This is a genomic window from Streptomyces sp. NPDC005811, from assembly GCF_040630405.1.
GTDB lineage: Bacteria > Actinomycetota > Actinomycetes > Streptomycetales > Streptomycetaceae > Streptomyces.
This window is the reverse complement of sequence record NZ_JBEXXK010000035.1, coordinates 115,664-121,663: the sequence shown is the minus strand read 5'-3', so window position 1 is coordinate 121,663 and position 6,000 is coordinate 115,664. Positions and strand designations below refer to the sequence as shown.

Here is a 6,000-nt window from a genome sequence, read left to right as displayed (position 1 = left end):
AGGACGCCAGGCCCTTCAAGTGGACCAAAACCGCCGACCAGATCCTCGACCGCATCTGCCGCTACTGCGACAGGATCTCAAAACCAGGTCACTAGCTCGTAACGGCTAGGAGGCGCAGATGGGTGAGCGCGGGTCCGTGCGGAGCGACAGCCGGGGAAAGTACCGCTTTCTCAGCGGGTGGGCCTCGCTGGCAGGTGTCGTGGCCTTCGTGGTGTGGCTCGCATTCGATCCGTTCGAGCTGTCCTGGAACCAGGTTTTCGGCGGCGCGGTGGCCCTGTCCGCAGCGGGCGCTGTCGCGAGCCTGCTGTTACGCCGGTGGGGGTGGGCACGTCGTTGGGGCAGCCGAATTCCTCCGCCGACGGGGCTGATCTCCAGGCTTGATGTGACATCGTCGCTGCTGGCACCCCGCTGGGCCAGAGCCCGATCGATCGCCGTGGGTTTCCTGATCTTCGCCGCCATGGCTGGATTCATGGGATGGAACGCCGGTCAGGAGGACCGGATCCTGCATAACCTCCGGGAGCACGGGCGCAGGGCCGAAGCGACCGTGGTCGCCATTGCCGGCCGGTCGGAGGAAGACTCGCCGAACTCCCTGGCTGTGCGCTTCGGTACACCGTCCGGCACCGTGCAAGCGCATATCGATGTCGGAGACGGCTCGGGAAACGACGCGAAGCCCGGAGGCCACGTGCCTGTCGTCTACAACCCGTCGGACCCCACGGAGGTCCGCCACGCCGACCGTCTGGACGGATCCGAGGCCGACGGGATTCGACTGGGTTCTGTGATCGCCGGACTACTCGCGGGCGGCTTTCTGGTGGGTACCGTCCGAGAGGTGATGCGTGTCAAAGAACAGACAGAAGCGGGAAAGACGCCGGACACCGCCCGCCCCGGAGCCTGAACGTCACGATGCAACTCGTCCTCGCGAAGCGGTATCGATTCCGCTAGTCGGCGGTGACTCCCCAGTAGCCGATCTGATCGGGCCTGCCGTCGCGGTAGAGCACCGTGCAGTTCCCCTGGGCGCGGCCCGGGAAGGGCAATCGCTCGGAATCGAGCGCGGCTTCCCATTCCCCGTGGGTGGGTCGGGCGTGAGGGGCCCATGCGCGGACCTCGGCGTCGGTCAGTGGGCGTATGAACGGGCCGTCGTCGGTGTTCGTGGGCTCGATCATGAGAGGGAAGTCCAGGACGGTGCCCGTGCCACCGGTGAAGATGTATTCGTGCCAGTCCGGGTCGTTCCATAGGTCCTCGACGGACCGGCCCTCGAAACCGTGGTCGTCGCGGGCCAGTTCGTCTTCCTGGGCCTGTCGGAAGGCGGCCACCGGATCACTCTGGTACGGGCCCGTGTGGCTCCATGCGTTGCCGCCCATCCGTGGTTCCTCCGTCACATTCGAACTGCCTGATACGGGGAAGCGTAGGAGAGGGCACTGACAGGGCTGGGGCGGCCTACGCGACGCTCGCGGGGTGCTCGCGTACCGCGATGCGAGCCAGCTTCGTCAGCATCATGCCGTTGCGGACCGCGACGACGTAGTCCACGGGGAGTCCGTGCATCCGTGTGCCGGGGCCCCGGAGGGGGTGCCAGTCGAGGGTCAGGAGGGTGTGCTCGCCCCAGGGGGTCAACGTCATGGCGATGCGAGCCGCGCCGAAGGGTTCTGCCCTGGCTTCCAGTTCCAGGCGGTGCCGCGGTTCGCAGATGCGGACGACGCAGGTGTCGTCGAGGGTCAGCGGGCCGGCGCCGACACGGACTTTCAGTCGGGCGCCCACGTCCGGCCAATGCGGGTCCACGGCCAGCACGTGCTGGGTTCCTGTCACCCACTCCCCGTAGCGGCGGCCATCGGAGAGCAGGCTCCAGACTTCGGACGGCGAGCTCAGGATCAGTCGGCGGTTCCGGGCCATGGTCACGCTCCTGGGGGATGGGCAGCCCGGAGGCATCCCCGGTCAGGGCGTCCCTGGGATGAGCTTGGATTCCAGCGTCATGCCGATCGGAGCACCTGCGCAGTCCGAGAGATCCAGACGGGTGAGCCGACAGCCGTCGGGTCGACCGTCTACGTTCGCGCGTGAGCGGAGACGCGTCCGCAGGGCGTGAGGATCGCGCGGACCACCGCTCGGGACGAGGCCGCGACATCGGCCACGAATCGCAGGCGTCCGGTGTCGAGCCGTCGTAGCGCCGGACCGTGGTCCACGGCGACGACGAAGGCAACGGCGAGGAGGAGGAGTTGCCACAGGGCCAGCAGCGGGCGGCGTGCCAGGCGGGGCAGTTCTGTCAGGCAGGTGTGCAGGCGTGCGCAGTGGAACGGGACATGACGCTGTTCGTCGGACAGGATCCGCCCCGCCACCTCGGAGGTGAGGGGGTCGTCGGTGCCGTCGCGCAGGGCTCGGTAGTAGCGCAGTGCCACCACTTCGGCGATCAGCAGGATCAGCAGTTCCATGCGCAGGCCCATGAGGCGCCGTATCCGGATGAAGGCCGTGTCGCTCCAGTGGGCTGTCAGCGTCGGTATGCCGCCTGCCGTCAGCAGGTGGGCCAGGAGGCGGGCGTGGTTCTGTTCCTCGGCCACGAAGAGGCGGACCGCCTGTCCGTAGTCGGTGTCGCCGGCCCTGTCCGCTTTCGCCAGCAGGCTGGTGCCGTCGCCGTTCTCGCCGACCTGGAAGCGCTGGATGCCGGCCCACACCGCCGGATGCAGCGTGGCGCCCTGCGCCCAGTCCGGGTCGCCCTGGGCGTGCCTGCGTTCGCGCTCCTCCTCGAATCGCCTTGTCCACTTGGCGAAGTCGTCCGTGTACACCCGTCTCTCTCCCTCTCCGGGGCCCTTCCGCCGTGCCCCTACCGGAGAGAGACGACGCCGACGTGTCGGGAACCGTTCCCCGGGGAGGGGAGAGCCACGGCAGCCGGTGACGGCCGACGGGGGAAGGACAACCGAGACGCCGGCTGCCGTGGCTCGTTCGAGGGGGACGGGGTCAGGTGCGGCTCTTGGAGCGGTAGAGGTACATCGTCAGCGGGGCGAAGATCGCTGTGATGATCGCGCAGGCCAGCAGGACCCAGCCGATGTCGGAGCCGTTCGCGTCGCCGTGGATCAGGCCGCGTACGGCGGTGGCCGCGTTGCTGACCGGGTTGGCCTTGACGATCGCCTCCATCCAGCCGGGCATCGTCTCGGGCTCCACGAAGATGTTGCTGGTGAAGACCAGCGGGAACATGACGAGCATGCTGGAGCCGGAGACCGTCTCGGGGGCCTTGGCGACCACACCCAGGGCGGCGAAGATCCAGCTCACGCTGACCGCGAAGACCAGCAGCAGGAGCATCGCGGCCAGGACGCCGCCCACTCCGCCGTCGGGGCGGAAGCCGAGCGCCAGGCCGACGGCCATCGTGGTGGTCAGGGCCAGCACGTAGCGGACGATGTCGCCGAGGAGACTGCCCACGATGGTGGCCGGCTGCCAGAACGGCAGGGTGCGGAAGCGGTCGTAGATGCCCCGCGTGATGTCCATGTTGAGCGCGGTTCCGGTGTAGACCGTCGGCATCACGACGGTCTGCACGAGGACGCCCGGCAGGAAGTACTGGAGGTATTCCTTGGTCGATCCGGCGAACGCGCCGCCGAAGAGATAGGTGAAGGTCAGGAGGAAGATGATGGGCATCAGCGTGACGTCGAACAGGACGGCCACGCCGTAGTGCTTCATCTTGCGCATCGTCCGCCAGGCGGAGACCCGTACCGCCGTCAGCGGGTTGGGGCGGGAGGGGCGGATCTGGCTGGTGAGTGCTTTGCGCAGGGCGTCGGCGGGCGTGCCCGCGGTGGCCGTGGTCTCGGATGTGACGGTCATGCCGCGTCCTCCTGGTCGGTGTTCTCGGCTTCCGCGGGGCGGCCGGTCAGGGCGAGGAAGACCTCGTCGAGGCTGGGCCGGCCGAAGGCGAAGTCGGAGACGGCGATCTCCGAGCGGGCGAGCTCGGCCAGGGCCCGGGCCACCCTCTCGTGGTCGTCGGTCCGCACGGACAGGGAGAACGGGTCGGACTCCTGGAAGACCGGCGAGGTGAGGGCCCGGGTGAGCAACTGGGCGGCCTCGGGGCGCTGTTCGGCGTTGACGAGCCGTACGTGCAGGGCGCCGGTGCCGACCGACGACTTCAGCTCGCCGGTGGTGCCCTCGGCGATGACCCGGCCGTGGTCGATGACGGCGATCCGGTCGGCCAGCTGGTCGGCCTCGTCCAGGTACTGGGTGGTGAGCAGGATCGTGGTGCCCAGGGCCACCATGGCCCGCACGCTGTCCCACACCTGGTTGCGGCTGCGCGGGTCGAGTCCGGTGGTCGGCTCGTCCAGGAAGAGCAGGTCGGGGGTGATGACGAGGCTGGCGGCGATGTCGAGCCGGCGGCGCATCCCCCCGGAGAAGGTCTTGGACTGCCGGCCGGCGGCCTCCGTGAGGTCGAAGGCGGCGAGCAGTTCCTCGGCCCGGTCGGCCGCCTGGGTGCGGGAGAAGCCCAGCAGCCTGGCGAGCAGGGTCAGGTTCTCGGTGGCGGTGAGGTCCTCGTCGATCGAGGCGAACTGGCCGGTGAGGCTCACCCGGCTGCGGACCGCCTCGGCCTCCTTGACCACGTCGTGCCCGAGGACGCGGGCGGTGCCGCCGTCGGGGGTCAGCAGGGTGGACAGCATCCGGATCGTCGTCGTCTTGCCCGCTCCGTTGGGTCCCAGCACGCCGTACACGACGCCCTGGGGGATGACCAGGTCGACGCCGTCGACGGCGCGCTTCTCACCGAAGACCTTGACGAGGCCCGACGTCTCGATGGCAAGGGTGGATGGCGAACTCAATCTGTGACTCCTTGGTCCTGATGCGCCGCGAGGGGCTGTGCGCTGTGCGCCATGAGTGGCGTACCGGGAGAGCCCCGGGGGACGAGCGGGAGGGAAAGAACGGCACTGCGGGTCAGTACTCAAATTTGACCACTCCGCCAAGCTAGGGCACGGGAGGCCCACTATGCAAGTTTGATTAGTCGGTTACGACTCGGTCGGGGCCCGCCAGGTTCCCGGCGTCCCGAAGGCGTCCTCGTGCTCGCCCGCCATCTCGTACTCCCCCGAGATCACCCGTTCCAGCAGCTCACGGGTCCACTCCACGCCCAGGTCGACGTACCGCGTCCGCATCGTCCACAGCTCGCCCAGGTGCGGCGGCAGCCTGCCTCCGGTCTCGGTCGCGTCCGGATCCTTGCGCAGTACCGCGCCCTGCCCCTCCAGGACGGCCAGCCGGGTGGAGAGGGCGGCGACGGCCCGGACCCGGGTGAGCGCGGGCATCAGGGCGAGGCCGGCGCTGAGCATGTCGTCGCGGTGCTCGGGCCGTTCCAGGGCCTCGACGAGCAGCCGGAAGAACTCCTCCTCGCCCGCGGGGGTCACGCCGTAGTCCACCCGTCCCGGCCAGTCCCCGATCTCGGTGGCCTCCAGCAGGCCGCTCTTCGCGAGCTGCCGCAGGGCGTGGTAGATCGAACCGGGTTTGACGTTGGCCCAGTCGTCGATCCCCCAGGACAGCAGCTCGGCCCGGACCCGGTAGCCGTGTGCCCTGCCGAAGCCGCGGACCACCCCGAGGACCAAGAGCTTCGTCGCCGTCATCGTCACCCCGTCTCTCTCAGGTACGGCGATCCGGCTGCCTGCCGCCCGCCCGCGCGTCAGCATAATGAGCGACCGCGCCGCGGCGGGGGGCGCCGGACGCGGGCCGGTCCGGGGCGTGGGTGCCCGGTCCGGGGGGTACGGGGCGCCCGGCCCCGGGGGCACGGACAACCGGCCGGGGGTACGGGGCTCCCGGCCCGGGGGCACGGACAGCCAGCCGGGAGTACAGGGCTCCCGGCCCGGGGGCACGGACACCTGGCCCGAGGGGAGAGACCGGGCACCCGGCCCGGGGGGCGCGGGAACACCTCACCCGGAGGTACGGGGGCGGCCCGAGGGGAAATACGAGGCATCCGGCCCGGGGGCACAGGGACACCCCGCCCGGGTACACAGAGACACCCCCACCCAGAGGCACGGCGGCACCCGGCCCAGGGGCACCAGGACTCCC

General features: G+C 69.8%; 7 protein-coding genes. 1 reads left to right on the top strand and 6 read right to left on the bottom strand.

Annotated elements, in window-relative coordinates; all coding sequences use genetic code 11:
* Positions 1-118: 118 nt before the first annotated feature.
* Positions 119-892: a DUF3592 domain-containing protein gene (locus ABZ490_RS32660; protein WP_358998124.1), complete on the top strand. Its 774-nt coding sequence runs from the start codon at positions 119-121 to the stop codon at positions 890-892.
* 43 nt (positions 893-935) lie between these two features.
* Here ABZ490_RS32660 and ABZ490_RS32655 read toward each other — a convergent pair whose 3' ends face one another.
* From ABZ490_RS32655 to ABZ490_RS32630, 6 genes are all read right to left on the bottom strand, one after another.
* Positions 936-1,358, bottom strand: coding sequence for a hypothetical protein (locus ABZ490_RS32655; protein ID WP_358998121.1), 423 nt, complete (start codon positions 1,356-1,358; stop codon positions 936-938).
* Between the two features lie 76 nt (positions 1,359-1,434).
* On the bottom strand, positions 1,435-1,884 hold the full coding sequence (locus ABZ490_RS32650) for an SRPBCC family protein (RefSeq protein ID WP_358998118.1): 450 nt from the start codon (positions 1,882-1,884) through the stop codon (positions 1,435-1,437).
* Positions 1,885-2,033: 149 nt separating this feature from the next.
* Positions 2,034-2,768, bottom strand: a complete 735-nt coding sequence (locus tag ABZ490_RS32645) for a ferritin-like domain-containing protein (protein ID WP_358998115.1) — start codon at positions 2,766-2,768, stop codon at positions 2,034-2,036.
* Positions 2,769-2,940: 172 nt separating this feature from the next.
* Complete coding sequence (locus tag ABZ490_RS32640) at positions 2,941-3,795, bottom strand: ABC transporter permease (RefSeq protein WP_358998112.1); 855 nt, start codon at positions 3,793-3,795, stop codon at positions 2,941-2,943.
* Positions 3,792-4,772, bottom strand: a complete 981-nt coding sequence (locus ABZ490_RS32635; protein WP_358998109.1) for an ATP-binding cassette domain-containing protein — start codon at positions 4,770-4,772, stop codon at positions 3,792-3,794. The genes ABZ490_RS32640 and ABZ490_RS32635 overlap by 4 nt, the downstream gene beginning before the upstream one ends.
* 183 nt (positions 4,773-4,955) lie before the next feature.
* Complete coding sequence (locus ABZ490_RS32630) at positions 4,956-5,558, bottom strand: PadR family transcriptional regulator (RefSeq protein ID WP_358998106.1); 603 nt, start codon at positions 5,556-5,558, stop codon at positions 4,956-4,958.
* Positions 5,559-6,000: the final 442 nt, after the last annotated feature.

Bases quoted from the DNA above. Each gene is read 5' to 3' on its own strand.
- ABZ490_RS32660 (WP_358998124.1), top strand. From the start codon at position 119: ATGGGTGAGCGCGGGTCCGTGCGGAGCGACAGCCGGGGAAAGTACCGC.
- ABZ490_RS32655 (WP_358998121.1), bottom strand. From the start codon at position 1,358: ATGGGCGGCAACGCATGGAGCCACACGGGCCCGTACCAGAGTGATCCG.
- ABZ490_RS32650 (WP_358998118.1), bottom strand. From the start codon at position 1,884: ATGGCCCGGAACCGCCGACTGATCCTGAGCTCGCCGTCCGAAGTCTGG.
- ABZ490_RS32640 (WP_358998112.1), bottom strand. From the start codon at position 3,795: ATGACCGTCACATCCGAGACCACGGCCACCGCGGGCACGCCCGCCGAC.
- ABZ490_RS32630 (WP_358998106.1), bottom strand. From the start codon at position 5,558: ATGACGGCGACGAAGCTCTTGGTCCTCGGGGTGGTCCGCGGCTTCGGC.